This window comes from Aerococcus sp. L_32 (assembly GCF_050689315.1).
Map to the genome: position 1 here is coordinate 1 of NZ_JBOEQF010000798.1, position 837 is coordinate 837.

An 837-nucleotide genomic window follows, 5' to 3' on the forward strand; every position below is an offset into this window, starting at 1 on the left:
GATCCTTAACAGACCGGATGTTAGCCAAGCTATTGACGCTCATTTACAAGCCGACCGCTTAATTATCGGGTCTGGATCTGCTTTTTCAGCCTTAATCCGAACTGGTTTAATTGAATTTGGCCAAGTGACTGGTCATTCAGCGATTCGTGTTTTACCAAATAAAAACGGCAAGTTCGTGTCTGATTTGACTACTGGCCGTGTAGTTTCTGAAAAATCAGCCTTTACCACTGGTCGAGCTAACAAAACCTATACCGCACCGCTTGCAACAGCATTTGGTCGCGTTGTATTAGGGGAAGCAGAAGAAAAAATCAAAGCTAATGGTCAAGTGATTGCCGCTTTTGATACTTATTTTGCAGAAGAAAATATCGACGGCTTAGCTAGTCCAAATGGTTTAGTCTTTGGGACCATCTCTTCATTTGAAAGAAGTGGGCAAGACCTCTACCAAAACGTGCCAAGTCAAGGTGAAAATCCGTTCTTAACTGAAGCTTTTGCGTATTTAAACGCCAAATAGGAGGATATTATATTATGTTCGTTAGAATTATTATGGGTAGTTCAAGTGATGTTGAAATCGCCCGCAAAGTAACTAGTAACCTAAGTAAATTTGAAATTCCTTACCAAGTATCTGTGATTTCTGCTCACCGCGCTTTAGATGATCTACAAGCCTTAGTTGGACAAAATGACGCTGACCTTTATATCGGTATTGCCGGTAAAGCGGCACATTTACCAGGGGTGATTGCTGGCATGACTGTTAAACCAGTAATCGGTGTACCGGTAAAATCTTCAACCTTGTCAGGTTTAGATGCCTTGTTATCTATCGTTCAAATGCCTAAAGGTGTC

2 protein-coding genes are annotated in these 837 nt (G+C 41.3%); both read left to right on the forward strand.

Features of this window, described 5'->3' with window-relative positions; translation table 11 throughout:
• Nucleotides 1-511 (forward strand): phosphoribosylformylglycinamidine synthase subunit PurQ (locus tag ACRCJ0_RS16550; RefSeq protein WP_431391253.1); only part of this gene is annotated, 511 nt, incomplete at its 5' end.
• A gap of 14 nt (nucleotides 512-525) precedes the next feature.
• Nucleotides 526-837, forward strand: a 312-nt coding sequence (locus ACRCJ0_RS16555) for an AIR carboxylase family protein (protein ID WP_431391254.1), incomplete at its 3' end; no start/stop codon positions are given.